Below are 24,442 nucleotides of genomic sequence, written 5' to 3'. Positions count from 1 at the left end.
TAAAGTGGTTATGTTCTGACGGTACCAACATACAAAAAAGCCCCGACCTCATCAGTCGGGGCTTTTTGTAGCAGAATGGCAACAGGCCAGAACCTGCTTGGCGGCCACCCCGCCAACACGGTAGGCCAAAGCTAGTAGAATTCTTCCACCAGGTATTCCTCGCCAAAGAACTCGATGCCCTGAGCCTCGCCGCCGGGAGTGGTCGGAGCCGGCACCCCGCCGCCCACGGCCACCGGCACGCGTAGCAGGAGCTCCAGCTGTGTATCTCCCTCCCCTCCTACCGTGAAGCTAGGCACGTTGCCCAACCGGTAGAGGTTACCGCCCATTTGCACGGAATGTGCCGGCGTCAGCCGAGCATACAGCCCGGGCGTAAGCGCTACCCCGATGCGTAGGCGATGGCCCCGGAGCAGCTCCTCAAACAACCCGGCGTAGTGCCGCTGGTAGAGGCCGCCGGGGCCGCTGAACTGCCAGGAGGTAGGGAAGTCAGCCAAGCCAAATAAGGCCGTAGGCTTGAACGCGAAGCTGAGTACCCGGCTAGCCAGTGGTGCAACCCCTCGATACACGAGCAGGCGGGGCGCGTAGGCATAATTCCAGCTTACCTCACTTTGTGGCGTCTGGAGCGCGTCGGGACTGGCCAGGCAGGGCAAGAGCACCCGGCCGCCGGCCTCGTTACGGTATTCCCGGTTGAGCGTTGGAGCCCATGGCAGCCGAATAGCCTGCTCCTCCTGCTCAACGCCCACGGGCACGCGGGCCGGCTGGTAGGTATAATCGGCAAAGCCCTTGCGGCCCTGCAGCAGTGCGTCGCTTTCGTCATCGGCCCAGCCGAGCACAATGCGCCGGGCCGGCAGCGCCGGCAGGTACTCGCCTTCTTCCGGATTGCACCGACCGGTTAAGTCCACGGCCAGTGCCGCCGGCAGCTCGTACCGTTCCCGGTAGTGGAAAGTAAGGGTACGAGTGGTGGCATCGGTGGTAAAGCGTAGGTTGCGGCTACTCACGAAGCCCCGTACGAAGTCGCGCTGGCTCATCGCCGGCAGCAGCTTGGCCACGTCGAGCCTCGTGGGCCAGGCCTCCCGCGGCTCCACTTCGAACTCCCACGCCTCGAAGGTGAGGCGTAGCCCCTGGGCCTCCTGGCTGGTGATGGGCGGCTGGAGCTGCGTACGCACCACGGCTACTACCCGCTGGCCCGTTTCCAGATACAGGCCGTTTTCGCTCAAGGTGTCGGTATCGAGGTCGAAGGTGCCGGCACCAGTCAGCTCCAGCTCATGGAGCACCTCGCCCTCGTCGAGCGTCTGGCCGGCCAGCAGCCGCACGAGCTGGAGCAGCACGGGCTCCACCGGTCGGGGCTTTACCAGGCTCAGCACCTGCAGGCGGGCCCGCAACCGGTAGCCTCCATCGAGCCGAACCTCATACACGTTCCGCTTTGCGCCGTTTGCTCCAATAGCCAAGCTACGCCACCGCGCGGCCGGGTTGTAGCTTGGGGTGGGCTGGAGACCCCAGAAGAAGGCCAGCGCCCCCGTATCGGGCTGGGTAACGGGCACGAGCAGCCCGCTAGCACTCAGGTCAAAGATGTTGAAGGGAGCCGCCGGCACCCCGCCGGCACCGCGCACCTTCAGCAGCTCACCCCAATTCCAGGGCACCTCCGAGCCGGTGAAGGGCAGCAAGGCCTCGCGTACCTCCTCCTGCTCCAGCACCTCGCCCCTGATGCTCCAGCCCACATCGGCAAAGATTTGCCGGAGAGTGCGCACGAAGCTCACACTTGGCAAATAGTCGTCTACCTCCAGCGGGGCTCCGACCTTGTTGGAGGGTGGCACCGTCTGCTCCTGGCCCTCGACCACGGCCCCGCCCTGGTAGAAGTTGCCATAGGCCACGAAGGGAAATTGCACGTCCGTAGCCGAGGCCGACAACGCCAGCCGGGCGTCGAAGCCGTGCCGGCCCTGGTACACGAACGGGGCAAAGGCCAACTCCTGCAGGGTTTTCGTACCGATAGCCTGAAACACGTCTACCTCGTCGGAAACGAGCTTGCCCTGGTAGCCACCCTTGATACTGGTGAGCTGCCACAGGCCCCGAAAGAACAGGTTGCCATTCACATACAGGCGGGCCGCATAGGGCACCAGCGGCGCGAACTTATCGAGGGTTTGCGGGTCGCGGTGGTGGGCAAACACCCGGTCGTTTTGCCGGGTGTAATCGAGGCTGAGCGTGTAGCTACTCTCGGCGGCCCGGCTGTCGAGGCTGGCCACGTCGGTACCAGGCTTCTGCATGCGCAGCAGCTTGCCCACGTTCAGCGGTAAATCTACCGGCTGGTCGTTGAGAAAAAGGCGGATATCCTCCATTTAGTTGCTGAGCGTGTACGTGGGCGGGGCCGGGGCCACGTCGAGGGTAAGACTGTACTTGTTTTCGGGCTCGTTGTAGTCGGGGCTGAAGCCTGTTACCACCACAGGCTCCCGCTCCTCGCCGGCGAGCAGATACACCTCCGGCGAGGCGGCCAACTCCTGGCACAGCCAGTCAAGCCCCGCGCGGGTAAGCGGCCCGCTCGCGAGCTTGCGGGCCTCCTCCAGTTCTACTCGGCGCACGGCCTGGCTCGTACCACGGCTAAAGAGTTGGGCGGCACGTTTTGGCGTTGGCTCAGTGAGGCCCTGCAGCCAGACCGTTTCGTAGGCCCCGCGCCGGCTCAGGAAGTGCAGGCAGGCCCGGGCGGGGCCGTGCTCTAGCACGGCCTTGAGCTGCTCCTGTCCATCCACCGACACGGTATAGGTGCTCCGGAGCGCCGCGGCCGGGAGTTGGCTAAGCAGGTCCCCCCACTCCACCGCCTCCACTCCGCCGGCGGCTACGGCATCAACGGTGATGGTGCTGAGCACGCCGGTGCTCGTGCGCGTGGCCAGCTGGGCCCGCACGGCCGCGCCTTCTTCGCATAGCACGTAGGCCCGCTCCAGATACACTGCCCGGCCAACCGGCACCCGCCCGCCCGGCATTGGGACCGACAAGGCCAGCACCGACGCCAAGGCCGGCACCGGCACTACGCCCTCCAGCCCCCAACATACCTCCGTATCGGCTACCACGAAACGCCGGCGCAGGCTTTCCCCTTCCGGCTGGTAGGCCTCACCGAAGCGCACGAAGTAAGCCACCAAGCGGTCGGTAGTCGTAGCCCTGCTGTGCCCGACGAGCGGGAGCAGTGCCGGGCTCAGGTCGAACTCGTAGTGGTTGCCCGTGCGGTAAAGCTGCTCCAGCCTATCGACGAAATAGGCGCTGGCTACCTCTACAACTCCGCCGAACGTGGCTACCGGCACTGCCCAGATTTCCACGTAGCAGCCCCACGCGGTTTTCGTCTGGCTCCGGAGCGCATCGACGCCGGGCGTGTTGGTGAGCGTAAGCCCGCCCTGCTCGTCGGACACCTCAGCCTCAATGTTCAGGGCCGAGCCTTCGACGAGGGCCACCAACTCTATTCGGCCTGGGTCGGGCTGGCTTACCCGGTACCGGGCGCTAATGACAACCGAACTGGCCAGCACGGCCGCCAGGGTAATAGCCGAGTTGAACTGGCCCGGGCCAGGCGTAACATCTACGGCCGTGAAGGTTTCGCCCAACACCGTCAGCACGGTATCAGCGACCAAGCTCTCGACCTCCACTACCAGGCGGGCCCGCACCGGCGTACGGCCGGTTTCGGCCGACTCCATGGCAAAGAGCAACGGCCGGCCCACTACAGCCAGCCGGGGTAGCGTGCTTGCAACGAGGCGGGGCACGTAGGTACACGTCCCGTCGTCTTCGGTGGCGTCGGGGTCGTAATTGGTGGCGTCAGGGTCGGTGCATCCGGGAACGGGTGCTGCATCGTAGCCACATGCCGGGCTGTTGGCCTGCACAAGCGTAGCCACGGTGCCACCGCTACCGTTGGCCGTGATGCGGTACCGGTCGTAGCTATCAGCCTGGCCCGTTTGGCCACCAGCGTTCCGGCATTCATAGCGTAAGAAAGTGCCAGCAGAAGGCGGGGGGAGCCAGCCACATGTTTCGCTGTTTTCAATCGGCTCGATACGAAAAGTACCGTCGCCGTTGTGGTAGAATCCGCGGTACGTTGTGCCTTGGCAATCATTGTGAAACTCCTCTGATGAAGGGAGGCCACCGGATTCAGGCGGTGGTGGAGCGCCTTGGTATCCACCAGCATACAGCACATCGGTTTCCTGCGTGGCTACTACTTGGCCGGTTTCGATATCGAACTCGTAGCGAGTGGGCTCGTAGCGCGCGGTATAGACTCCAGGATTTTGCGGGTCGTCGGTTTGGTCAAATGGGCCAGCAAACGACCGGTAGAGAAAAATCTTAGCCATTAGGCAGGGCGTTTTTTAAATACCTGGTCAAGCTCCAGCGTGATGCTCGAAAGCAGGTCTTCGTTGAGGTAGATATCGAGCAGCTGCTGGCCTTCATCGAAAGCCGGCGTGAGAAAGTGCCGGCCGCGGATACCATTGCGGTAAATGGCATTCTGAATAATGAAAGCCAGCTGATTCGCGCTTTTGAACTGGCCACCCTTGCGCCGGTTGAAAATCTTGCGCTTGCGCATCCACGAGAGTAGCGCATCGAGAGGCACCTTCTTGGTAAACTTCGGCCGGCCCCGGTCGAGGTATTCCAGGTAGTCGAGGGCGTAGAGCTCCAGCGCAGCCGAGGCCGTGAACTGGCCACCGGTGCTCCGGGCCTGCACGGCGCGGGCCTGCAGGCTCTTGAGCAGTGGAGAGGTGCGGCGGTCAAGAGGGAAGCGGCCAGACTCCAGCACGAAGTAGATGTGCTGAACGATGGCCTCCCCCACCGCCTCCAGTACCTGTTTTATGTCGCGGTAGGTGGGCATGCAGGTATCACGCCCGGCCGGGTAGTTTTTCCCGCCGGCTATAAAAAAGCCCCGCTGGGTGGAGCAGGGCTTTTTGCATGATGAGTTACGCGCTTATCACAATGGATGCGTTTCGATTATTGCCGCTTACATCGGGCAGAACTGAGCTGTCAGCTGACGCTCCAGCCAGGTCGTAGTGAAACAAGAGGCTATCTGTCGGAAGGTTAGCTGACAGGCTGGCTTTCTCAGCAGCGGTCCAGGGGCGGGAATAGCCCCGAATATCAGCAAACTGACCCTCGGCTGAATAGTAATTTGTGCCGACGGGTGACCCGCGTCGGAACAGACTCAGCGCGAAGCTGGCCGCTTTTGCCTCGTCGGTGAACTCCAGTACAACCAACTGCCAATTGCCCGTCGCAATCTGGTTCAAGCCGACCTGCGTAACCTGCGTCACAGCCTGCCCATTGGAGAGAGCCGAACAACCGGGCTCGTACAGCCCCTCTACCCGGTCGATGTAGGCCCACAGAACTGATTCCTTGCCAGGAGAGCGAGAGTCCCATAGCAGGAGGTTGAAATCGTAGTTAGAAACCGCCGGGAAGGGGTCGTGCTTATACCAGAACGCCACCGTCTTGATGTTCGTCAAGTCGGGCAGGGTAACGCCTGAACCGTTCCCCGATAGCGTGATAACGCGTGAGGTGGGGCCGACCGTCTCACCGGGAGGAGGCGTTACTGTGCAGCTAATAGCGGCAATGGCCGCCGTTTTAGCAGTTTGGGTAGCCAGCGTGGTAGCTTCCGTGAGGGACGTGTAGGAAACGGCCTGACGCGTTTTGGTAACGGAGGCTCCCGTGCCACTGCCGCATTTGGTGGTGTAGTCCTGTGCCGTGGTGGTGTAATCCGTAGGCGGGCTGACGTAGCTGGGTTTGCTACGGGGCAGCCCGTACAGTTCTCGGTAGATGTCGTAGCTGCCGTGCTGGTAGAAACTGTATCCGTCATAGTGGGCGGTATCGGCCAAGTTGTAGTTGCCGGCATCGACGTACACTACTCGGCTATCCAAGTTCTGCAATGACAGCACGTTGGCCCGCATCTGGGGCACGTTGTTTTCAATGCTGGCTTTGGGAATAACTACGATAATCTTGCTCTGCGGTGTCAGAACGCCATCGGCGGTAAGGTCGTCGAACAGCTGCTTGGTTTTGGCAGGCCAGGTGTTGGTTGAGCCGCCGGTTTCACCCTGGTTGTGCAAATAAGTGGGATTCCAGGCGATGCCTTCAGAGGCGTAGATAGCCTTCAGTGCCAGCGCGGCTGTTACAAACTGGCTGTACCAGGTATCGGGGCTGGTGTTGTAGCCGTTTTGGGTGCCAGTCTCTCCGCCTACTTTAGACAGTTGTTCAATGGTGCGTCCGCCTACGCCCAGCTTTACGATGTCCAGGGTTTTGCCCGGTTGGTATTTTTCCACTGCATCCGCCAAGCCCAGCTCAAAGCCAAAACTGTGGTCCTCTGCAAAACCCAATGGTACATTTCCCCCGTACTGGTTGACTCCAAACTCCAATTGAGACAGGAGCATGTGTTCCCGATGGTACATGTTGGTGTTCAGGAACTTTCGCACCAAGTTCAGCGGCAATAATTGCTCGGAATATAGAGACGCCTTTTTCTCCGGGCCTTCCAGGTTGGATTGTCCATAGCCAAGCAATGCACCGCGGTTGACTATGCTTGCCGCCGGCGTAGCAGTTGCCACGGCTCCCCCGGTCGAATATCCCACCGAGTTCTGGGCCTGGGCCCGGAAGTTGTACGCAGTGCCATTGGTCAGCCCCGTATAGGTGTACGAGAGGCTGCTGCTGCTGCCGTGGGTACTCCATGTGCTGCTGCCCTGCGTACGATACTGGTAACGGTAGGAGTTGATGGTCGCGCCTCCGTTGGCCGGCGCTTCGATGACAGCGGCAACCTGCGCGTTACCAGGTGTCACATCAATTTGGGTCACGTCGGCGGGGACGGTAGGCGTGGGTGTGGTACCGGCATCTATAACCGTTACCGGGCCGGGCCAAATAGCCTCGATAGAGGGCATACTGCCTGCTAGCCGAGCCTTCAGGTTCGTGTAGTTGCCCGCTGGAATACCGGTAAAGACGATGCGAAACGAGCCGTCCGGCTGTTGCAAACCAGCCTGCCATACCAACGTAACCGGGTGCTGGAATTCAATGGCCTTCGTTGTGTTTGCCCGCGAAGCGGACAGTGTAAGCGTGTTGCCCATGGGGTTAGGAAGCGGTTACGGTGAAAGTTGAAATGGCATCAGAGCCCTGCACATCTAGGAAGGTGATGGAGCCCGTTTCGGCGACGGGCCCGGTGAATGGCTCCTTGTTTAGCACGAACGGCCCTGCAGGCTGGCTACCCGAGGCCGCTACCCGGAAGCCTACCTCACCAATACCTATTGGCCCGGTAAGCCCCTTCAGATATATGCGCCCGTTTTGCATGTAGGCATTCTCGCTGGTCAGTGGCACGATGCCGGCCACACCAGGCCAGCCGAAGCCCTCATATTGCACCAAGGCAATGAAACCCGGCACGAGCAGGGCCGAGAAAGTATTAGTCACATCATCCACCTGGCCCTGAGCAGGCTGGCCTGGCGCTACTGGCGCCAGGGTCTGTAACTTCCGAAGCACGTACTCCCAGGCCTCGGCAGAGGTGGCTAGGCCCGGGTGATTGCCGAATTGATTGGTGACAATGGGTGTAAATCGGAAGGCAGTTACCATCTTCTCCAGCACTTCGCGAGCCTCCTCTGCACGAGTCGGCCCGTTTGCGGTGTGCTCTGGCGTGCCCTTGGTCCGGAACTTGGCCCGGATAAGAGTAATTAGTGGGTCAAGTAGGGGCATCAGACAGGGGTATAGCGCGTGCGCAGTGCGTCGCGGTTGACAGCAGAGGGATAAGTGAAGCTAATTTCGGCCCGCCAGCCGCTGGCCTGGTCGGTGCCCGCGTCGGTAAGGCTTACCGCCGAAACCCGCTTTACATCGGTAAGCACCTCCTCCAGCCGGAGGATTTCCACCAGCTCCTCCAGGTAGCCGCCGGTGGTGGCCAGGATAGCCGCTTGCCGGCGTGTGCCTTCGTTGGTGCCGTGCTCGTCGGGCATGTCGAGCACCTGCAGGGCTACTTGGTAGGCATCGAGGCCGGGCTGCTCCTCTCCTACCTGCATTTCTGCTTCGAGAAATACTTGGGGGTACGGGTCGGCCCCGCTGGCCTGCTCGTCGGGGTAGCCGACGTGGAAGTGGGCAATGGGCCGGTAGCGGCTCACCACGTCTTCGAGGTAGGCGAAGATGCGGGCGGCTCCGGAGTCGAGTGGTGGCTGGTCGGACATGCCCGTATCACGCCGACCGGGCCGGCATTTCCCGCTTCAGCTCGTAGGCCATATCCTCTAGTAGTTCCTCAATCGGCCAGCTACGGAGCGCACGTATCGTTTCGCCAATCCGGCGGCTATGCCAGAGCAGCGCTGCCGTAAACCCGCCTTCGCTGGCTGAACTGAAGTCAGGGCCAGCATCTGATTCAGCGCCGTTTCCGCTTGCGTCGTCGCGAGGGAAGAGGCTTGGATGCGAAGCGCGGGCATCATCCAAGCCGACAGAAAATTTAGCACGTACGGCCAAGCCTGCTCCATGCTCAGGCTGGCCAGCGCCTCGGTTGCCTCCCGTACTGCCTGAGCATCCTGCTTGCCGCCCGTGCGCACGAGCAGCACGGCCAGCAGGTTCGGCGCCGCAATGGCAGCACTCCCGCCGGCGGCGTCGAGGAAGGATAGCAACGCTTCAAACTGGCCGGTATTGAGCCGGGAGAAATCCCCCTGCCAGGTGTACTCAATGCCGCGGTGCACGAGCGTAGCCGCCGGCGTGGCTTCCGGAAGGCCGGCAAAGAACCACGGCATTTGCTGGCCGAGGAAAACAGCCAGGCTCACGTCGGCCTCCAGCACCTCACCGGGTAGAGCCGTGAGGGCCTGCACGGCCGAGAGCATGCTCAGCTCCGGCCGGCGCTCCAGCTGCAGGCGGGCAAACTCCTGAAAAGCCGACACCGGCACCTCGTGCCAGCCGGTCGGAATGTGGCCAGCGTACACGGTGCCCGTGCCCTGGTCGGTGATGGTGATACTACGCATAGTTGAATTTCTTTTTGCTCTGATTGCGGGAAATGGCTTGAGTAAGCGTATCCAGCATGTCGTCGTGGGCAGCCGTGGGGAAGGCCGCGCACTGATTGATAAAGGCCTCATTCCAACTCCCGTCGATGAGTACCACGCGCTGGGCCTCGATGAAAGGCGAGGCCGCCTGCACCCGCTGGGTTTTGTCTCCGGAGGGTGGCGGGGCCTCCACGATGTTGAGCTGAGAGTTTTTCCGCAGCCAGCTCACAATGTCCTTACCGTTGGCCTTGGGCTCGATGTGGAGCTTACTCTGCCGGCCGCACCCATGGGTTTCGGCCAGCTTCGGCAGCAGCTTCACCAGCTCATTGAACTCCTCCCAGTATTCGCCAGCGTACCGCACGTAGAGCGTCTGGCCCACGTAGGCGGTGATGAGCACGGCCGAGGGGTCGTTTTTCTGGTTGTCGGTGTAGGCTCCATCGTAGTCGAGGTGCCAGACAGCCGCCCCCGCCTCCGGCAGCTTGAGGAACTCGGCAAACGTGATGGTCTTAAACCAGGCCTTTTTCAGAATGCCGCCCTCATCGGGTGCCGGCATCTGCAGGATTTGCCCAGCGTAGCCGTAGCTGCCGAGGTCTTCCTTCATCGTGGCCAACTCCACTCGGCCGAGGCGGTTGGCATCGAGCAGCCCATTGGTGTAGCGGGCTACCAGCTCGACCGGCCGCACGTTCTTGCCCAGCTCACCGGTTTTGCTGTCCGGGGTCAGCTCACCCGGCAGGCAGATGTGGCGAAGGGTTTTCTTCTTCTTCAGCCACAGGCCCGCCGGGTCGAGCTCGTGTACCCGCTGCATCACCATAATCGACACCGTGCGCTTCTTATCAGTTTTCCGGCTCGACACCGTTTGCACGTGCTTGGCCGACTGCTTGCGGTGCTTTTCGTTCTCAGCCTTCTCCGGGTTAGTGGGATCGTCGATAATGATAAAGTCGGCGTGCACACCGGTTACGCGGGCCCCGCTGGAGGTAATGAAGCGCTGGCCGCCGGCGGTGTTACGGTAGTTGGTCTTACCGTTCTGGTCGGCCTTGAACTCGATACGTCCGGGAAACAAACGCTGGAACTTGGGAGAGCTCAGACAGTCGCGCGACTTCAGGCCGTGGCCTATGCTCACGTCGGAGGCAAAGCTGGTGCTGATAATGCGCATGCTCGGCTCCATTAGCCACAGCCAGGCCGGGAAGAGCTGAGTAATGGTGGTACTCTTGGAAGTGCCCGGTGGTATGTTTACCAGCACGTCGCCTTGAGCCTCGCCCCGCTTCCACCGCTCGTACACCGCCTGCATTTCGTCGCACAGGTACTCAATATGCCAGTTAGGCACGAGCTCAACCGCCTCGATGGTTTCCCACATTTCGAGGAAAAACCAATAGAAGCGCTGGTAGCACTGTGCGGCTATAACGGTATCGAGGGGTAGCAGCTCCACTACTCAGTCTTCAGGAAGTCGGCGTAGGGCTGCAGGTGCTTCACGAGGGCAGGCTGGCCACCACTGCGGTACACCTGGCGCAGCTGCCGCAGGTGCCGGCGCTTGGTAAACTTGGTTACAATGAGGTAGAGCTTGTGGCCAGCCAGCGGCTTGCCCTCCGTAGTGAGCAGGCCCGGGTATTCACTGGCCAGCACCGCGCCGGTTGTAGGCTTTACTTTGAGAAACGCCGGCTCCGGCATCCGGGCGGCAAACTGGCGTAGTGCGTCGTCGAGGGCGGGCGTGATTGTGTGCTTAGCCATTGGAGAGAATTGCATGTGCGGCACGCATAGCGGCCAGCTGTTCGGGGTTGAGTTTCTTGGCCAGCTCGGCCGGGTCATATGTGGGAGCCAGCGACTCACCGCCGCTGGTCACGTCTATTTTGCTGGTGAGCATGCCGCGGTGCTTGGCCAGGTTCACCAAGGCGGCGTCCTGGTCGCGTAGGGTGAAGGAGGTACCACGGGGGCCGCTGGTGATGCTGGCCACCAGGTCGAGCAGGCCGAGCGCCTCGGCTTTGGCGAGGTCGAGCTGCATCTCCCATTTCCACTCGGGCGGGCCTTCGACAAAGCGCACGGCTTCTGGTTCCTTTTCTAGCTCCACCTCCAGCCGGAGCAGCTTCATCTCGCGCCGCTCGTGCTCCCGCTTCTCCTGCTTCCGGAACTTCTCCCGCCGCTCTGGGTCACGAATAAGCTCCTCCGACCGAATAGCCACCTCCTGCTCGAACTCCACAGTCTTGCGGTACTCCTCCACCACCTGAGCCAGCTTCTTCTCGATGCGGGGCTTATACTCCACCTTCGCCCGGGTGTAGAAGTCGGCGAGGTTGGCCGTGGCCAGACGCTGCCAGCGGGCGGCCACCTCCTCCGGGCTCATGCACTCTTTGAGCAGGTGCTTGATTGCCGCTTGGATGTCAACAGATGTTAACAGGCGGGAGCCCTGCTGCCTTGCCGTTTTCTCGCTGTATCCTGCCTCCTGTGCCGACTTCGTGGCATTGAACGATAGCACGTACGCCTCCACGAACTTGCGTCGCTGAGGGGACAGATTTTGCACGGGGGATTTCTCAGCCATGGCACACCAGCGTTACAGCAATACCCACACACCACACCAACACCCCTCCGATTGCCAGGAGAGTGCGCTGGGTGCCATCGAAATCATTGCGGGCCGTGGTGGTGGGGCTTTGGTAGCCGTAGCGGTACTCACGCCACGCCATTCTCAACGCCAACTGGTCGAGGTTGCCCCAAGTGGGAATTCCCGCCGCCTCGTCGAGTGTATCCGTGCGCTGGTAATATTCTGCACACGAAATCCAGAGCCGGGTGAAGTTGTAGGCCTCATCGTGCACCATGGGGAAACACAGCACCGCCGCGGCCAGCTCGGCCCCGACGTACCACCAGCTCCCGCTCCAGCCATATACCAGGATAGCCGCCGGCACCAACAGCAGCACAGTCAGGCGCTGGGCCACCATCTCCGCATGCTCATTGCGCGAAAACGCTTCTGCTCCTCGACGGGAATACAGAACGGCCTCCACCACTCCAGACAGAGCAGCGAAGGCCGAGTACAGTACAACAAGCATTATTTCGCCTCCTCCTGCTCTGCCTTGGCCTCTTCTCTGGCCAGTAGGTAGCCGAACACCATACAGCCGAGGGCACCGACGAGCAGGCCAGCAAAGCCGCTCCTGAGCACCATCTGCCAGGAATAGGAAGCGGGGGCCCCGTACTTCAGCCACCACCAACCGGCCGAGCCGACGAGAAAGTGGTAGCCGCCTGCGAAGGGGTACGGCACGGGGTAAAACAAGAACGAGGCAATGCGGAGCAGCTTACGCATAATACAGGAAGGTTTGGTGAAACTCTTGGACCTGTATCACGCCGGCTCCGGGTGGATTTCCCGCTACAACCGGGGCCGCTTTAGTAATTCGCGGTTGCGCTTGACGAATTGGTAGAGGCTTAGCTCAGTGCGGCCGAGCAGCTTGGCCAGCTGGGCCGCCGGCGTGGTGGAGTAGTGGGCCTGAATGGTGCGCCGGTCGGCGGTGGAGAAACTACGACGGGTAGAGACTGGGCTCATGAAGCAGTGACGATGGAAATGGCTTGGTCGATGGTTTCGACGACGTGGTAGGGTGAACCCTGCCAAGTGCGGCGAAATTCCTCCTCCCCCTCGGTGAGCTTGCGCTTGCTGGGCGGTTGGGAGGGGTCTTTGATTTCCATGATGAAGGTCTGGCCACGGTAGCCGACCAGGATATCAAAGCAATTCTTGAGCTGGTGCGTTAAAAGCACCGTGCAGCCGATGCGGCGGAGGCCGGCTACGATGGTGGATTGGTTGCCATCCACGCGGGAGGCGGTGCGAAAAGTGGACATACCACTACACGCCCGCCTCCCGTGGATTTCCCGCAATCAGTCTTCCTTCTTCTGCTGACACACTCGGCAATTTTCTGGGTCGCACACCGGAATGCGAGTCGGAGGCTCGCTGGGCACGCCGAAGGCCAGCAGGGCGGGCCGAGAGTAATCACGAGGCCGGCGGCCGAACTCGGCACTGATAGCAAAGGCCCGCCGGCGCAACTCATCCGAGGGTACGTTGGAGAGGTCTTCTGCTACCTCAACTCCTAGCTCCTTCAACCGCTTGCGGCCCTCCGTCAGCGTATGCTCAGCATCAGACATGCTATCCTGCAACTCCTGAATTTCCTCATCCCGCTCAATTTCTTTCTCCTCCTCCCGGTGGCACTTCTTGCAGATAACGGTACCATGATACCACTTCTCCGAGCCGCTACCGTCGTGTAGATCGAACCATTCACCGCAATGCTGGCAAGGGCATGGGCATTCCATTTCTTCTTCTAATTCGATGTAGGGCATTGTTTGCGTAGTTGGCGGGCCAGCACCACATGCACGGCCCCGGTTTCAAATTGGACTAGCATGGAGCCGTTGCGGCCCCGGATGCACTTGCCGCCGGCGGTGCGCACGGCCTGGCAGGACTGGCCCCTCAGCTCGGGAGTGGTGAGCCGGTCGCCCCGGTAGGTATAGCTGCTCATCAGAATGGTGGTAAATCAGGCTTGGGGCGGTATCTCAGACCTATCATTAGGCAGATGATTTCGGCGGCAGCGTCCTGGTGCTTCGTCAGCCGGTAGTCTTGGCGGTTGCAGAGTTGCTCATCGGTGGCAGTAGCAGCCCAGGTAGTGAGTGGGGAGTTGGTGTGCTTCAAGTGCCAGCGGATAAGCGTGGCCCGTAGCCGGTCATCATCCTCGGCATCCACCCGGAAGGCGAGGCAGGAGTAGCAAATACTTTCTGGCATGGCTAGGTGAATGCTTTGTACATGAGGCTGATGGCCAGCTTATGCACGAGATTCTTGTGAATGGTTTTGTGAATGCGTGGCGCCTTTTTCTGCACGACAGCCACGTTTTTGCAGTACCAAGTATCAGAGCCCGGGTACTGGTAGCGGTGCTGCACGATATAGATGAGGCCAGCGTACTCGGGCACCTCATCCAGCTGTATCAGGCCCTCCTCGCAGGCAAACCAGAATTCATTGGCGCACCACTGGTGACCAGCCTTCAGGAAGTCATGCTTGCTGAGCTTCCTGAAATCGGCTTTGAAGTCGGCCCGGCTCACCTTCACCTCGTACTCGGCCACGTAGCCAGTTTTGCGCAGCACGAGCACATCGGCTTCGTGGGTGAGGGCGCAGCAGTTCGGCACCACAACGGAGCCTCCTTTGTGGTAGGCCTCAAACAGGGCATGCTGAATCTGCTTGCAGGTGAGCGGCTTTGGTAGTAGCTCCAGCTGGCTCATTTCCGGCGGTCGGTAGCAGTATCCGGAAAACTGATGACGTTGAACATCTCCCGAATCCGGGAGCGGCACCGGGCCCCGTAGATGCTCTGAATGCCCTTCACCTGCACCTCGTTGGTGGCCTCGTCCAACACGTCATTGAAGCGCAGGTTGGTGGTCAGGTGGGTAGCGTGCGAGGGCAGCTGGCCCGTCAGGAAAACCCCATTGTAACGGGCATCGAGCACGGCCTCCATCACGTTCAGCTCGTTGGCAAAGTGCCGGGCCTGCCAGTTCTCGGTACCCAAATCATCGAAGCAGATGCCAGCCTGGGTACGGTAGTTGTACTTGCGCATCGGCGGGTCGGGCAGGCTGATTACCTGCTTGTAGCCGACCAGAGCATCCTCTCCCCCATCCTTGGCCAGGTACTCGCTCACTACCTCCCGGCAGGCATGCACGGCAAACGGCATGCGCGGATTCAGGGCGAAAATGCGCATGATGGTGGTCTTACCACAGCCAACGGCCCCGCGCAGCATGAGCCCCTTCTGGAGCGAATAGCCCGCCGCCTCAAAGGCCGGGTCTTCGGCGTAGTACTGGCAGAGCAGGCGAATGATGCCCTCGTTGTTGGCGTCGATGTCAAAGGGCTTGCCCAGCACGCGGCTGGCCTCGGCCTGAAACCACTGGTAGAGCTGCTCGGCCGAGTACGACTCCGGAGCGGTCGGCCGGTTGGCCTGCCAGGCGTACCACTTGCCGTAGGCTTGGCTGTATTTCATCTCCCGGGCGGCGAGCAGGGCCTGCTCCGTCACGTAGGCCTCCTCCTCCGGGGTGAGCGGCAGCTGGCGCAGCGGGTTTTGCTGAAACGCCGACGGCTCCGGCAGGGAGAAGCGGAATGGCTCAGGCTTCGTCGTTTTCGAAGCTGAGGTTGGCCGGGAGGTTGAGACGGCCACGTGCATCGTTGCTGCCAGTGGAGCGGTTGCGGGTTGAGGCTGAAGCATTGGATTCGAGGAATTTGAAAGATTTGATGAGGGCTTTCCAGTTCTGGCAGGGCATCCGATTGCGGCCAATCACCCAGCCCAGCGGTTCGTACCAGTCGAAAAACAGGTGGCCTTTGCCGGCCTTGGGGTGCTTGATGCGGGTCAGGTACTCGTCCACCATGGCCGCATCTCGGGGCCGGGCAATCCAGCGGTGGTACTCGTCGTCGGGCTGGCTCTGGTCCACCGCCACCGGACGGCTGGGCAGCTCGTCGGCCTCCATGTTGGCCGGGGCCGGCCCGCCCCCCCTGGTGTGCGAAGCCCACGCGGTCGGCTCGTCAGGGGCTAACTCAGAATTGGACCACTCAACTAAGCCAACGACAGCCAAGGCCGGCGACGCGGCGACAGCCGCCCCACTCTCTTGCTCGTCATTGCTCGTCATTGCTCGTAGACAACTCTTAGCAGTTTCGCTAAGACCCCCTTGACGTTTTGCTAAGAGGGTCTTAGCGTTTTGATAAGAGGGTCTTAGCGTTTCGCTAAGAGGGGTACTCTTAGCAGTTTGCTTAGAGCCATAGCGTTTTGCTAAGAGGGCCTGCGCGGCTTCGCTGTTCTGCTCGGGGCCGTACACGCTGCGCGTGGCCATGGTGGGCACCAACTCCCGGCGGTTGCCCAGGTCGGGCCGGTGGCGCACGTCGAGCAGGCCCGTCTCGTACAACCAGAGCAGGTTGCGCGAGACGGTGACAGCATGCGAGCCGAGGCGTTCAGCCAAGCCATTGTTGGTAATCCAGCAGCTCTCCTTACCGCCGTTCTCATAGAGTTCACACACCTCAATCAACGCCGCCTTGGGGCCGGCGGGGAATTTCTTAAGCGAGGAAAGGGCTTGGCGAATCGGGAGCATACGGCGGGAGGAAGCGGAGGCGGAAAGGGATAGCCCCCCGGAGGAGGCCATCAGAAGCGGAGCAGCACTCATGGGCGGGGTTTCTTTGCCGGCGGCATTTCCCAGTAGGAATTCTCACGCGCCGGGCCCGGGCCGACGTAGAGCTGGGCCTCCACATCGTGGTAAGCCTCCTCCGGAATCCGCCACAGGCTAAGCGCCCCGGTGCACGGTACCGGCTGGGCCACCGCCGCTATTTGCTCCAGCTTCCAGGCAAAGCGTTTATCGGCATAGTCGCCGGCGGCCACCTCCATCTCACTCAGCCCGAAGGCGGGCACCTGGTACTCGCCGGAGCCTACACGCTGCAGGCCGGCCGCCGAGCCACAGCCCACGATGGCCAGCGTATCGACCAGCTCACAGGTACCGAGCAGCACCCCACGGGGCAACGTGTCGAAGGTCAGGCCGTGGCGCTGCAGTGCCTCCTGGATATACTTGTTATTCTCACACACGTCGCGGGCCCACTCCGGCTTACCGAGGCTGGCATGGATGCCGAGGTAGCCGCGGTGGCGCGTGTTCCAGGAGCGGGTTTCGTACTGCTTATAGCCCAGCATAATTAAGGTAGCGTAGGGCTGGAGCAAGGAAAGGGCTTTCATCTGAGCCATTGGAGTAGTTAGTTTGAGGTTGTGGCATGGCCACAGAAAAGAGTCGGCGTGGCCATGGCCGCGCGCGGATTCAGCCACAGGCTTTCGATGCGAGCAGCCGAGGCTTTCTTGGTGCGAGAGGCCGAGGCGTTAGCCACGGTGCCGTAGTCACGACGCAGCCAGCCATTATCTTCCAGCGCCTCAGCGTACAGAGGATTGCGGTAGCCGGACAGCAGCAGGGCACTTTTGGCCGTCAGGCTCCAGTCCAGCAACTCTTGGTGCTCCTTGTCCGATAGCTCATACACGTAGCCGTACTTGCCCGTGCGGGTGCTGAGCACATAGGGCGGGTCGAGGTAGATGAGGCTGTTCACCCCGTCGTGCTGCCGGCACACCGTCTGCCAGGAATGATTCTCAATCATCACGCCGCGCAACCGCTCACACACAGCCGGAATCCGGTCCTGTCCATTCCGAAAGGTATCGGCCACGCTACCCTTGAAAGCGGCACCACCGAAGCTGAAACCTTTCGCCAGTAAAGAATTGTCCCGACTCTGGGCCAGGCGCACGTAGGTACGCCTGGCCCGTTCCACAGCATCAGCCCCCGCGGGCATCGGCTCGCAGGCATCCTTAAACTCATCACGAGCATAGGGGCTCAGCGCCAGGGCCTCACGCAAGGCCTCCGGCTGCTCACGCACCACCCGGAACAGATTTACCAGCTCACCGGCCCGGTCATTATAGATTTCCACCTTCGCCGGCGGCAGCTGCATAGAGACGCTGAACATGCCACCGAACGGCTCCAGGCGCAACGTGTGCGGAATGTTGATAATCTGTGAGGCTATCCAGGAGCCAACAGCCCCCTGCTTCCCGCCGTAGTATCCCAAAAGTGACATTGAAGTAGTTGTTAGAAGAGGGAGAGTTGTTGGGGCTGAGTAAGCCGGTTAAGCTCAGTCCGCAGTAGCTGCTCGGCAGTCGGTGAGAGGTAGGGGCACCAGCTGCGCTCATGCCTTCCCAGTAAATAGCGTATGGCATCAGCCGCCGCAGCTTCCTGAGTAGCGCATGGCGGTGCGGTGCCGCCCTTGCTTCCGAGGCTGGGAAAAGAGCCGCCGCCCCCGTCCTTGTATTCGTATTGGTAAGCACCATACCAGCGCACTTCGCCGGTTGTCGGATTGCGTTTGGGTGCTACCAGAATAGCGGCCTCATCCCGGCGGTTGGCTTTGTGCTGGATATAAATAGAGGCGTTGATGCACACCGCATGTTCATTCCAGATGTATGCCTCTACTGGGCTGCCGAGGGGTAGATTATCCCTACTCATCCTCGTCGAGCGTCTGGCCATTGTAGGAACGCGGGGCCTTGCCCTTCTCCAGCGTCACGCTCCCGGCATTGCTGGAAATGGTGAGCGAGGTAAAGCCGGCGGCCGAGTCCACGATATCCTGCAGAAAGTGTTCCTTCGGCTCCTCATCGGGCTGTTTGCCAAAAAGGCTGAGCTGGTCACCACCGGCGCCATACTTGCCCTCCAGATAGGCCCGGGCTTCCAGGTGGAGGCTGGCCAGCGTGTTGGTGAACTGCTCGAAAAACGGGTAGGAGCCCTCCTCAGCCTCATCCAGCGACACACCGACAATGGGCGGGGTTTTCAGCTCCATGCGCTTCCCAAAACACTTGTACTTACTGCGCCGCTCCCCGACCAGTACCGTGCCTTTATTGCTAAACTTCACGGCCAGGCAGCGGAAGTTTTCGAGCAGTGGGTGCTCATACACCTCCCCCGTTTCCACACCAACAGACAGGGCCCGCTCCATGAGCAGGGAGTTGGGAGCATACAATGCCATCTTCGCCGCATCCGGATAAAGGGTCTGGGCGTCGAGCTGCTCGGTGAGCATTACCAAGTGAAAGGTGAGCTTGCGCAACACCAGGAGCAAGTCGGGATGTGGGTACTGGTTTACGACCAACTGGAACTCCTCGACAACCTCGCCTTTGAACCGGGTGCCAGTGAGCTTGAGCGTCAGGTTTTCGGTAAGCGTTACCGACTCAAAGTGGTAGATAACTACCGGCTCCTCAGTAGAGCCGGTAGTAGTGTTGGTGGGCGTCTCCATTATTAGGCTGCTTTGCGCCACACGGTAGCTGTGCGGCCGTTTTCGTCGAGGATGGTTTCACGCTGCTTGCCGGCGACTGTGGAGGCTAGCCAGGCTTTGTATTCGGGCGAGTGCATCGGATACTGCCAGCCCTTTTTGGCCGGCTCCGGCTTGTGCTTCTTCTCCTTTTTGGCCTGGGCCTTCTGCCGCACCAGCTTCTTTAGGGCCTTCTCCTCCTCACTGAGCACCGGCTTTTTGGGCTTCGGGGCGGGCTTCACTTTGGTCACTGGAGCCGGCTTAGGGGCCGGAGCCGGTTTGGGCTGGGACGCTTTGGGCACCGAGGCGGGCCGGGGCGCGGCCGTTAGCCGGTTGAGCTTGAACTTGGCGGCCCGGCTGCGAATGGCATCAAGGTTGCGGCCGAGTTTTACCATCAACTCCGACAGGGAGCCCGTAGGGTATTCCGCCTGCAGCAGCGCATCCTCGGCGGGTGTCCACCGCTTAGCGCCGGGTGGCTTACCTGATTTAATACGCAGGCGCTTGGCTTTGGAAGCCACTGCCTTCCGGGGCCGGCCGGTGAGTTCCACCACCAAGTCAGCACCTCCCACCGGGTAGTGCCGGCGCAGCAGCTCCAACTCCTTCTCACTCCACTCCTCGGCTCCCGTGCTGGTGAGGTTCAGCTTCCAGGCCTTGGCCCGCACCAAGTGCACGGGCCGGCCGGTTTGCTCGGCTACGTAGTCCGGGCCGGCCGTTTGGTAGTGCTCCAGCAGAATAGCCAGCTCCGCCGGCGACCAGATATTTTTCTTGGCTCCCATGACTACGCAGCTAAGGTTTGGTTGCGCTTCAAATGCTCTTTCCGCTCCTCTTTGGCCGAATACACAGCCAGCTCCTCGGCTACCTGCTTGGGAATAGCCTTCCAAGTGGCCTGCAGCTCGTCGAGCGTGTTGGCCTCGTTGATGGAGTCGATAGCCGTAGCAATGGCCATAAAGTCGTCGGCATCAGCTTCCGGGGCGCTGCTTGGGGCGGCACCAGCGGAGAGAGCCGGGGCGGCGGAACTGCTCCCGCCGCCGGTCATAGGGCGCTGCTCAGTGGCCTGCTCCAGCGTGGGGCTGGCCTGGTTGTGGGCCCGGGCGAAATCGTCGGCCTCCTCCTCCCCGTACACGCCCAGCTTTGAGAAGCCCATCAGCTTGAGCACGGCCCGAACGATAGCGCGTTTCTCGGCCATTTCAGCGTAGTAGCTGATTTGGGTACACGTCTTGGGGTTGGCCGAGCCCAGCGTGCGAACGGTGAGCTTCTTGCTCGTCGTCTTGCCCTCCACCTTCACGGTGCGGGTGGCTATTACCTTCACAATGGCATAATCAATGCCGGCGGCCGCTACCTCTACATCGATGTCGATGTTGTTACGGCCTTGGAGCTTTTCAGCCCCGACCTTGGACATAATCCAGCTACCAGATTTAGGATGCTGCCACAAATCGAGGCGCATATCAATACCGTTTTCCTGGCAGAGCTGGCGCAGGTCGGCGAGTTGTTCGGAAGTTTGCATAAGTTTGCAGTGTTCTGAAGTTTGAAAGTTTGATAGGGCCGCCCCGGGCAATGGGGCGGCCCTATCGTTTTAGAGGGTCTGCCAGGTGTAGGGCGAGTAGCGTGGCGCGGACCGCTCCACGTCGCGGATGCCGAGGCCAGTGGGCTTGCGGTGGGCGCGGGGGCCGTAGGCCACGCAGCCGTAGGCAAGCCAGGCCAAACCGGCCAGTACCACCATGAGCAGCAGCCGGCGACGGTCGCGGGCAATCTGTTTTTTGCGCTGCCGGCCGGTCTGGGCCTGCTCCAGTGCGTAGAGGCGGGGGTGAGAGAGGCGCTGCATTAGAGGCTGCTGGCAAGGGCTCGAACGTCCTTCTCTAAAGCGGCCTTCACGCGGGCACCCGTGCCTTTCCGGGTTTCCGAAATCAGCTCCCCACGCTGCGAGTGGATAGCGGCTACGGTCGTCTCGCGGCGTATATGGTTGACGGTGGTGTTGTACTTAATCACAGGGCAATTGTGGTTGAGTGTGAGAAATGAGTTAAGCGGCTTGGTCTTCGTGGGCCTTGTGCATCTGCTCGTCGTAGCGGGCTTGTACCACGGCCCTAAGGCGCTCCTGGTGCCAGGCAAACTCCCGGGCGGTGCCTACCCAAATCCGGCGGCGCACCAGCAGCACCTCGTTGGCGTCGAGCTGGCCGCTCTGGAGCAGCTCCTGGCAGAAAGCCGTTACCTCGGCGGTGGTGGGCTTTGCGGCCTTGTCCCGGATTTTGCCAAGGAATAGGGTGAGGTTGAGCTGGCACTGAGCTAGGCGGCTGCCTAGCATCGAGGGCAGTGCGGCCTCAGTTGCAGCGCGTTTGGCGGCGGGCACTTCCGGGCTTTGGAGCCAGAAGCGGATTTGCGCCTCCATGGATAGGCTATTAGGCCAGAGCTCAGTCGAGGAGTACATAAGGAAGTAGTTAGCGGGTGGCAATCATCAGCGGCTGAGCGCGGCGGCGGGCTTCCCGCTCCACCACGTAGGCCGTTTCCTCGGCGTAGCTGGGATGGTCGAAATTGATTTGCCAGCGGCGGGCCTCCAGCTGCTCCAGCGGGGCCGCGGCCACCACGGCGGCCGGCATGAGCTGCTCCACTCGGGCCAGCTCGGTGAGGTTAATGATGGGCTTGGGGGCGGTGGTAGATTTCCGGAGCATGAGCTAGGCGGCTTTGCGGTGGCTCACCTGCATAGGTGCATCCCCGAAGAATTCGAGCACCGCTGCTTCCGTCACGATGTATTTGGCTCCGATACGGATATGCCGCAGGCCGCCGGCTTTATTCTCCTCGTAGCGCTTGAGCAGCTCGTAGGCTTTGGTTTTGCCGCAGCCGAGACGGATATGCAACCGGTCGTCGTACTTCTTGTCCGGGCTTTGCTTGGGGCTCTGCACGTAGGTGCGGGTGCTTACTTCGGCTTCGGCCTGGGCCTTGGCTTGGATTTCCAGCATGGTTACCCAATCCTGGGTGCTTACACCGCCGGGCATAGCGGTAAGCGTGATGTTCTGAAGGTGAGACATAAAAAGTGAAATGTTACTATAAGGGAAAAACGTGAAATGCAGGGCAAAAAAATTAGGCCGCTGCTGCCTGTCTGGCGCATCGGGTAAGCCACATGGCAACGACCTCACTAACACTAGGCCGCTTACCAGTTTCTTCCTGAATCTTGTTCTGCTCTGCTTTGAGAGCTTTTTCCGTTTCAGCATCAACTACAGAGCGAACGGCGTAGGTTTTGGGGGTTTCTGCTACTTCCATGGCGGTAAAGCGTGGTATGATGTGACAAATATATGTTACAATACGTGTTAAAGCAATACTAGTTGTTACTATTTATCACTACCTGTTACAGTTTTCCGTTGCTTTGTTCACGGAATTCACTCTTATCACATGTCCAGTACACGAGCCTCCCGCCTAATTCGCCTTCGTGATGATGCAGACCTGACCTTGGAGGAGGCCGCAGCAGCCATCGGTATGAGTCGTCAGACCATTTACCGGTATGAGTCTGATAATAAGAGTAAGATTCGCGCTTCGGTACTGGAGAAGCTGGCGAAAATCTATAAGACCACTGTTGAGTATATCGAAACCGGACGCGCGGCCACTGTGAAGCCCGCCCCCGGTCTCTTGGATGAGTTTATGTTTATTGACCAGAACGACGCAGAGTTTATCGACCTGCCTTTCATTGAGCCCAAAGCCTACGGCACCTTCTCCAACAGCTGCCACGATAGAAATTACGGTGACTTTGCCACTATCCGGATACAACGCCGCCCTGGCAAGGACTACACCAATGCCGCCGTTATCGAGGTGCGCGGCAACAGCATGGCCGACCGTTACCCCGACCGCTCCCAGCACGTGGTACGGCCCGTATCGGATGGTAATTTTCAGTACGCCACCGGCGTACATGCTCTCTCTCTGCGCAGCCCGGCGTTTCTCATCAAACGCATTGTCAGCAATGTAAACGGGACTATTCGTCTGCGCTCCGACAGCAACGGCGAGGAAATGGAAATCACGCTGGGCGACATCAATTGCTTGTGGAAGGTGGGCGAGTCCGTGTACATGCCGGAGGAGGAGTAAAGTGATAATGTGTGATAATGTGGAGGCGGCCAACCATCCTCTACAAGCCCGATTTCCGGTAATTCCCGCACACCTACACGGCCCTAAGTGATAATGTCCATCCGGTTTTACCTGCATAACAAGGCAACGGCCGGCATGCACCCGATTTATATGGAGGTGCGCTGGGCGCGTCACCCCGCGGCCGAGCCCGGCACCAGCCCGGCCGTGCGCCTAGGCGTGCGCGCCACCGTGCTCAAAAAGTATTGGACTAAAAAGCAGCGGGTTTCCACGCAGGACGAAGGCCGCTGCCTGACTATCAACCGCCGGCTGGGCAAGCTGGAGAAAACGGCTACCAAGCTGCTCGACGATGCCGAGGCGGCGGGCCAGCGTGTGAGCACCGAGCAGATGCGCTCGGCCCTGCTCGTGGTGCTGGGCCAGGCCGAGGCCCCGGAGCCGGCGGCACCAGCGGAGCCGGCCACCCTAGCCGTGCCCACCATTGCGCAGGTAGCCGAGGAGTGGAAAGCCTTCTACCGGGCCAAGTACAGCCCCAACTACCTGCGCAAAGCTGACCCCATTGTTACCCACTGGGAAACCTTCCGGCCGGGCACAACCCTGCAGGAGCTGCTACCCGACCCCAAAACCCGCCGCTCCGACTTGGTGGAACAATGGTGCGAGTACCTGGTGGAAGAGGCCCCCAACCGGAGCACCGGCGAGCTGGGGCTGGAGTCCAACAGCATCGGCCGCTACGTGGGCGGGCTCAGGGCCCTGCTCAAGTTCGCGGGCCTGCCCTGCGAGTGGCTTACCGACGAGTACACCTACGAGGTGGAAATCGAGCCGCTGCTGTTCGAGGAGGTAATGGCCCTCTACGAAACCCCGCTCCCACCCGGCCACATCAGCCAGGCTCGCGACGTGTTCGTGTTCAACTGCTTCACCGGCCCCCGCTACGGCAACCTAAAAGCGCTGCAGCCCGCCGACGTGGTGATGATGGAGGGCAGCCACATTCTGGAGTACGTGCAGATTAAGGGCCGGCGTAAGAAAACCAAGGTACGCGTGGCCATGGACCCGGTGGCTGTGGACATCTGGCAGCGCTACGAGGGCCGGCTGCCGGTCTTCTCGAATCAGAAGATGAACGACTATATAAAGGAGGCGGCCCAGCTGGCCGGCATCGAGCGGCCCGTGCTGCAGGTGCGCCAGCGCGGCCCCCACCGCATCGAGCGCCGCGGCCCGCTCTGGCAGTTCATCACCTGCCACCTGGCTCGGCACACCTTCGCTACCCTGCTGCTCGACGGTGACGCCGACTTAGGCCAGGTGCAGAACAGTCTCGGCCACTCCGGCATCAATACCACTCGGCGCTACGCCAAGAGCCGGGAGCAGAAACGCCACGTGGCCACGCTCTCCGCCTTCGACAAATTGCGGGCTTCGCACACTGAGGACTCTAGTGTGCGACGAGCCCCGGTAAACTATGATAAATAGCGGCAAACTATGGACTGCCAAAGCTGGGTATAAACGGCCCTATTTGCCACGGTTTGCCGTATTCTATTACATCTTGCCACAGTTTACCGCAACGGTCGTCTTCTGGCGCGACCACCAAAGCCCTTTAGCCGCAGCTGAAGGGCTTTTTCTTTTGCCAGTGCCGTTTAAGTGATCTGTTGTTGAGCATCTTCTTTCGGTGCTTGTTTGC

The 24,442-nt window shown here is 60.8% G+C and carries 33 protein-coding genes; 2 read left to right on the top strand and 31 right to left on the bottom strand.

All coding sequences use genetic code 11. The annotated features are described in order from the left end of the window. Positions 1-131: 131 nt before the first annotated feature. The 31 genes from LF252_RS02225 to LF252_RS02075 all read right to left on the bottom strand — a co-directional run bounded on the left by LF252_RS02225 (position 132) and on the right by LF252_RS02075 (position 21,969). Positions 132-2,330 (bottom strand): hypothetical protein, encoded by a 2,199-nt coding sequence (locus tag LF252_RS02225; protein ID WP_226266958.1) that lies wholly within the window; start codon positions 2,328-2,330, stop codon positions 132-134. Next, the gene (locus LF252_RS02220; protein ID WP_226266956.1) at positions 2,331-4,310 is read right to left on the bottom strand and encodes a hypothetical protein; all 1,980 of its coding nucleotides are present in this window, start codon (positions 4,308-4,310) and stop codon (positions 2,331-2,333) included. Further along, complete coding sequence (locus LF252_RS02215; protein ID WP_226266954.1) at positions 4,310-4,822, bottom strand: hypothetical protein; 513 nt, start codon at positions 4,820-4,822, stop codon at positions 4,310-4,312. Before LF252_RS02215 ends, LF252_RS02220 begins: the two co-directional genes overlap by 1 nt. 85 nt (positions 4,823-4,907) lie before the next feature. Continuing rightward, positions 4,908-7,040, bottom strand: coding sequence for a fibronectin type III domain-containing protein (locus tag LF252_RS02210; RefSeq protein WP_226266952.1), 2,133 nt, complete (start codon positions 7,038-7,040; stop codon positions 4,908-4,910). Between the two features lie 4 nt (positions 7,041-7,044). Continuing rightward, complete coding sequence (locus LF252_RS02205) at positions 7,045-7,656, bottom strand: hypothetical protein (RefSeq protein ID WP_226266950.1); 612 nt, start codon at positions 7,654-7,656, stop codon at positions 7,045-7,047. Continuing rightward, entirely contained in the window at positions 7,656-8,135 is a 480-nt protein-coding gene (locus LF252_RS02200) for a hypothetical protein (protein ID WP_226266948.1), read from the bottom strand. The genes LF252_RS02205 and LF252_RS02200 overlap by 1 nt, the downstream gene beginning before the upstream one ends. 57 nt (positions 8,136-8,192) lie before the next feature. Further along, entirely contained in the window at positions 8,193-8,915 is a 723-nt protein-coding gene (locus tag LF252_RS02195; RefSeq protein ID WP_226266947.1) for a hypothetical protein, read from the bottom strand. After that, complete coding sequence (gene terL, locus LF252_RS02190; RefSeq protein WP_226266946.1) at positions 8,908-10,359, bottom strand: phage terminase large subunit; 1,452 nt, start codon at positions 10,357-10,359, stop codon at positions 8,908-8,910. The genes LF252_RS02195 and terL overlap by 8 nt, the downstream gene beginning before the upstream one ends. Further along, positions 10,359-10,658 carry a hypothetical protein gene (locus tag LF252_RS02185; protein WP_226266945.1) on the bottom strand — a complete coding sequence of 100 codons (300 nt, stop codon included), beginning with the start codon at positions 10,656-10,658 and terminating at the stop codon, positions 10,359-10,361. Before LF252_RS02185 ends, terL begins: the two co-directional genes overlap by 1 nt. After that, positions 10,651-11,460: a terminase small subunit gene (locus tag LF252_RS02180; protein ID WP_226266944.1), complete on the bottom strand. Its 810-nt coding sequence runs from the start codon at positions 11,458-11,460 to the stop codon at positions 10,651-10,653. Before LF252_RS02180 ends, LF252_RS02185 begins: the two co-directional genes overlap by 8 nt. Further along, positions 11,453-11,962, bottom strand: coding sequence for a hypothetical protein (locus tag LF252_RS02175; protein WP_226266942.1), 510 nt, complete (start codon positions 11,960-11,962; stop codon positions 11,453-11,455). The genes LF252_RS02180 and LF252_RS02175 overlap by 8 nt, the downstream gene beginning before the upstream one ends. Beyond that, the gene (locus LF252_RS02170; RefSeq protein ID WP_226266940.1) at positions 11,962-12,213 is read right to left on the bottom strand and encodes a hypothetical protein; all 252 of its coding nucleotides are present in this window, start codon (positions 12,211-12,213) and stop codon (positions 11,962-11,964) included. The genes LF252_RS02175 and LF252_RS02170 overlap by 1 nt, the downstream gene beginning before the upstream one ends. Positions 12,214-12,276: 63 nt before the next feature. After that, entirely contained in the window at positions 12,277-12,450 is a 174-nt protein-coding gene (locus LF252_RS02165) for a hypothetical protein (protein ID WP_226266938.1), read from the bottom strand. After that, positions 12,447-12,740, bottom strand: coding sequence for a hypothetical protein (locus tag LF252_RS02160; protein ID WP_226266936.1), 294 nt, complete (start codon positions 12,738-12,740; stop codon positions 12,447-12,449). Before LF252_RS02160 ends, LF252_RS02165 begins: the two co-directional genes overlap by 4 nt. A 36-nt stretch (positions 12,741-12,776) precedes the next feature. Beyond that, positions 12,777-13,232: a hypothetical protein gene (locus LF252_RS02155; protein ID WP_226266925.1), complete on the bottom strand. Its 456-nt coding sequence runs from the start codon at positions 13,230-13,232 to the stop codon at positions 12,777-12,779. After that, positions 13,214-13,408 carry a hypothetical protein gene (locus LF252_RS02150; protein ID WP_226266922.1) on the bottom strand — a complete coding sequence of 65 codons (195 nt, stop codon included), beginning with the start codon at positions 13,406-13,408 and terminating at the stop codon, positions 13,214-13,216. The genes LF252_RS02155 and LF252_RS02150 overlap by 19 nt, the downstream gene beginning before the upstream one ends. Continuing rightward, on the bottom strand, positions 13,408-13,668 hold the full coding sequence (locus LF252_RS02145; protein WP_226266920.1) for a hypothetical protein: 261 nt from the start codon (positions 13,666-13,668) through the stop codon (positions 13,408-13,410). Before LF252_RS02145 ends, LF252_RS02150 begins: the two co-directional genes overlap by 1 nt. 2 nt (positions 13,669-13,670) lie before the next feature. Then, complete coding sequence (locus LF252_RS02140) at positions 13,671-14,159, bottom strand: hypothetical protein (protein WP_226266918.1); 489 nt, start codon at positions 14,157-14,159, stop codon at positions 13,671-13,673. Then, a complete protein-coding gene (locus tag LF252_RS02135) occupies positions 14,156-15,079 on the bottom strand; it encodes an ATP-binding protein (RefSeq protein ID WP_226266916.1) in 924 nt (307 codons plus the stop codon). The genes LF252_RS02140 and LF252_RS02135 overlap by 4 nt, the downstream gene beginning before the upstream one ends. Then, positions 15,027-16,001: a hypothetical protein gene (locus tag LF252_RS02130; protein WP_226266914.1), complete on the bottom strand. Its 975-nt coding sequence runs from the start codon at positions 15,999-16,001 to the stop codon at positions 15,027-15,029. The genes LF252_RS02135 and LF252_RS02130 overlap by 53 nt, the downstream gene beginning before the upstream one ends. Positions 16,002-16,069: 68 nt before the next feature. Then, positions 16,070-16,639, bottom strand: a complete 570-nt coding sequence (locus LF252_RS02125) for an ASCH domain-containing protein (RefSeq protein ID WP_226266912.1) — start codon at positions 16,637-16,639, stop codon at positions 16,070-16,072. 8 nt (positions 16,640-16,647) lie between these two features. Then, positions 16,648-17,505 carry a DNA adenine methylase gene (locus LF252_RS02120; protein ID WP_226266910.1) on the bottom strand — a complete coding sequence of 286 codons (858 nt, stop codon included), beginning with the start codon at positions 17,503-17,505 and terminating at the stop codon, positions 16,648-16,650. A 414-nt stretch (positions 17,506-17,919) separates the two neighbouring features. Continuing rightward, on the bottom strand, positions 17,920-18,702 hold the full coding sequence (locus LF252_RS02115; RefSeq protein WP_226266908.1) for a hypothetical protein: 783 nt from the start codon (positions 18,700-18,702) through the stop codon (positions 17,920-17,922). A gap of 2 nt (positions 18,703-18,704) precedes the next feature. Next, on the bottom strand, positions 18,705-19,493 hold the full coding sequence (locus LF252_RS22740; RefSeq protein WP_262904827.1) for a hypothetical protein: 789 nt from the start codon (positions 19,491-19,493) through the stop codon (positions 18,705-18,707). A gap of 2 nt (positions 19,494-19,495) precedes the next feature. Beyond that, complete coding sequence (locus tag LF252_RS02105) at positions 19,496-20,221, bottom strand: hypothetical protein (protein ID WP_226266906.1); 726 nt, start codon at positions 20,219-20,221, stop codon at positions 19,496-19,498. Between the two features lie 69 nt (positions 20,222-20,290). Next, positions 20,291-20,539, bottom strand: coding sequence for a hypothetical protein (locus LF252_RS02100; protein WP_226266904.1), 249 nt, complete (start codon positions 20,537-20,539; stop codon positions 20,291-20,293). Then, on the bottom strand, positions 20,539-20,703 hold the full coding sequence (locus LF252_RS02095) for a hypothetical protein (protein ID WP_226266902.1): 165 nt from the start codon (positions 20,701-20,703) through the stop codon (positions 20,539-20,541). Before LF252_RS02095 ends, LF252_RS02100 begins: the two co-directional genes overlap by 1 nt. 31 nt (positions 20,704-20,734) lie before the next feature. Continuing rightward, positions 20,735-21,139 (bottom strand): hypothetical protein, encoded by a 405-nt coding sequence (locus tag LF252_RS02090; protein WP_226266900.1) that lies wholly within the window; start codon positions 21,137-21,139, stop codon positions 20,735-20,737. Positions 21,140-21,149: 10 nt separating this feature from the next. After that, complete coding sequence (locus LF252_RS02085; RefSeq protein WP_226266898.1) at positions 21,150-21,380, bottom strand: hypothetical protein; 231 nt, start codon at positions 21,378-21,380, stop codon at positions 21,150-21,152. Positions 21,381-21,383: 3 nt separating this feature from the next. Continuing rightward, on the bottom strand, positions 21,384-21,737 hold the full coding sequence (locus tag LF252_RS02080; RefSeq protein ID WP_226266896.1) for a helix-turn-helix domain-containing protein: 354 nt from the start codon (positions 21,735-21,737) through the stop codon (positions 21,384-21,386). A 52-nt stretch (positions 21,738-21,789) separates the two neighbouring features. Beyond that, entirely contained in the window at positions 21,790-21,969 is a 180-nt protein-coding gene (locus LF252_RS02075) for a hypothetical protein (protein ID WP_125429059.1), read from the bottom strand. Between the two features lie 129 nt (positions 21,970-22,098). Between LF252_RS02075 and LF252_RS02070 the strand changes: the two genes are divergently transcribed. Both LF252_RS02070 and LF252_RS02065 read left to right on the top strand, forming a co-directional pair. Continuing rightward, a complete protein-coding gene (locus LF252_RS02070; protein ID WP_226266894.1) occupies positions 22,099-22,782 on the top strand; it encodes a LexA family transcriptional regulator in 684 nt (227 codons plus the stop codon). Positions 22,783-22,875: 93 nt separating this feature from the next. Continuing rightward, a complete protein-coding gene (locus tag LF252_RS02065; protein WP_226266892.1) occupies positions 22,876-24,234 on the top strand; it encodes a site-specific integrase in 1,359 nt (452 codons plus the stop codon). Positions 24,235-24,442: the final 208 nt, after the last annotated feature.

It is taken from the genome of Hymenobacter pini, assembly GCF_020421205.1.
GTDB lineage: Bacteria > Bacteroidota > Bacteroidia > Cytophagales > Hymenobacteraceae > Hymenobacter > Hymenobacter pini.
This window is presented reverse-complemented; position numbering and strand designations above follow the sequence as displayed.